We start from the raw sequence: 1,649 nt of genomic DNA on the forward strand, positions 1-1,649 counted from the left end.
CACATCCATCAACTTAAGGTATATTTTCAAACAAAATGCGGTCTTTCCATATAGTTTTTTATTATCTTTTGTAGATTTTATAAAAGCGGGCATATCAAATAAACCCTGACGGGTTTCAATTTTTTACTATGCTACCTGATGAGTAGAAGTGGTATACTCATAGACAACACCCAAAATATCAAAGACTGTCTTTTTCTCGTATCGATGAGATTTTCGTCCGTTGTGCTGTAGGAGGTTAAACAGACGAAGGAGAACCTTTGATAATTCTTGGGTGTTTTTGTGTAATGCTTGGTAAAAAAGTGAAAAATAATCCTTAATTATGTACATCGCTTTATATTCACTTAGCTCTTTCTGTTTCTTACGTAATAGGAGTTCTCGCATTTTAAACATAGTAGAAGAACATAATAGAATACTAATGAGTTGCCCATAAAGATGACATTCTAATCGCTCTTGTTTAATAGATTTACAACGATGAATTTGAAACCAAGATTTCCATATTTTAAATAACAGCTCAATTTGCCAACGTAATGAATATAAATCATAGATTTTCTCTTTTGGTACCCATTCCGTAGGAATGTTTGTCATATATACCGTAATACCTTGTAAAAGCTTTGTACGCTCTGTATATGTAATTCCTTTTTTCTTTTCACGAATAGCTCGGTCACGTAGGCGTTTCTGTTTTTGCTCCTCGGTACACCTATAAACTACAATACGAGTAGGCAATTTGTCCTTACTCCCTACATATACATCGTGTAATTCATACACTTGGCCAGGTTGTAGTTGTTTCATAATGTCTTCCAAATGAATTTGTATATATACTGGTTTCAATTGAGAGGGTTTTGTTTTAAATACCACTGTTTCGAACTCTTTTCTATATATTTTAGTTGGTAACTTAAGACGAGATAAATAATACCCCTGCTTGTCTTGAATAGACTTAAAGTCTTGTAGACGAAAATATCCTAAGTCACGAATATACAGCTCATTCTTTTGTATCATGCCTGTTCGAGTCGCACCATACGCCTGATCACTTCGTTTTCCTGGTTCAATTTTCACATCAGAAAATTCCCCACTCAACAAGTCATACTCTAGTTGAATTTTCACACCAGCTTTATGACTACATCCTCCGGCACCAGGATAGGTAGATGCGAATCGATCTGGAACCTGAAAGGTTGTAGAATCAAGGATGCGAATGCACTCAAAGTAGGAAGAAAGAGAATGAGAAATCTTAGATACGCCTCCAATTTTAGCTTGTAGAAGTGTAGTAAATACAGTTCGAAAGAAGGCTACAGAAGCAGAGTTAAATCGCCGATTAAGTCCTTCCGGACTTAATAAAACTCCTGTTGAAGTTTCTAATTGACTACATAGTTGAGTAAGAGAGGTAGTAGCGACTTGTTGATTTAGCCATACACACAAAGATAAGAAATGGTGCCCGTGGCACTTACGTTTTCGTTTCATTCCGCCTGCTTCTATGGCTAATTGATTAAGTGTAGCGGGAGACATATATCGATATAACTCTTCAGCGAATAAAGATAATTCTTGTTTTTGATTCATATTCATAAAAAACACGTCACCCTTTCTCATTAACATAAGAAAATAGTAACGTGCTTTTAACTTCAAAAATAGTCTAAATCCTTAAGTTGATGGATGTG

At 35.3% G+C, this 1,649-nt stretch carries 1 protein-coding gene; it reads right to left on the minus strand.

Going from position 1 to position 1,649, the window contains the following annotated elements; all coding sequences use genetic code 11:
• Positions 1–126: 126 nt before the first annotated feature.
• Positions 127–1,557, minus strand: a complete 1,431-nt coding sequence (locus MR155_RS31040; RefSeq protein WP_242312100.1) for an IS4 family transposase — start codon at positions 1,555–1,557, stop codon at positions 127–129.
• Positions 1,558–1,649: the final 92 nt, after the last annotated feature.

Origin of the sequence: Bacillus cereus group sp. BfR-BA-01331, from assembly GCF_022663915.1 — a bacterium.
GTDB classification, from domain to species: Bacteria; Bacillota; Bacilli; order Bacillales; family Bacillaceae_G; genus Bacillus_A; species Bacillus_A mycoides.

Excerpts from the sequence above, each read along its gene's own strand:
- MR155_RS31040 (WP_242312100.1), bottom strand. The coding sequence starts at position 1,557 with ATGAATATGAATCAAAAACAAGAATTATCTTTATTCGCTGAAGAGTTA.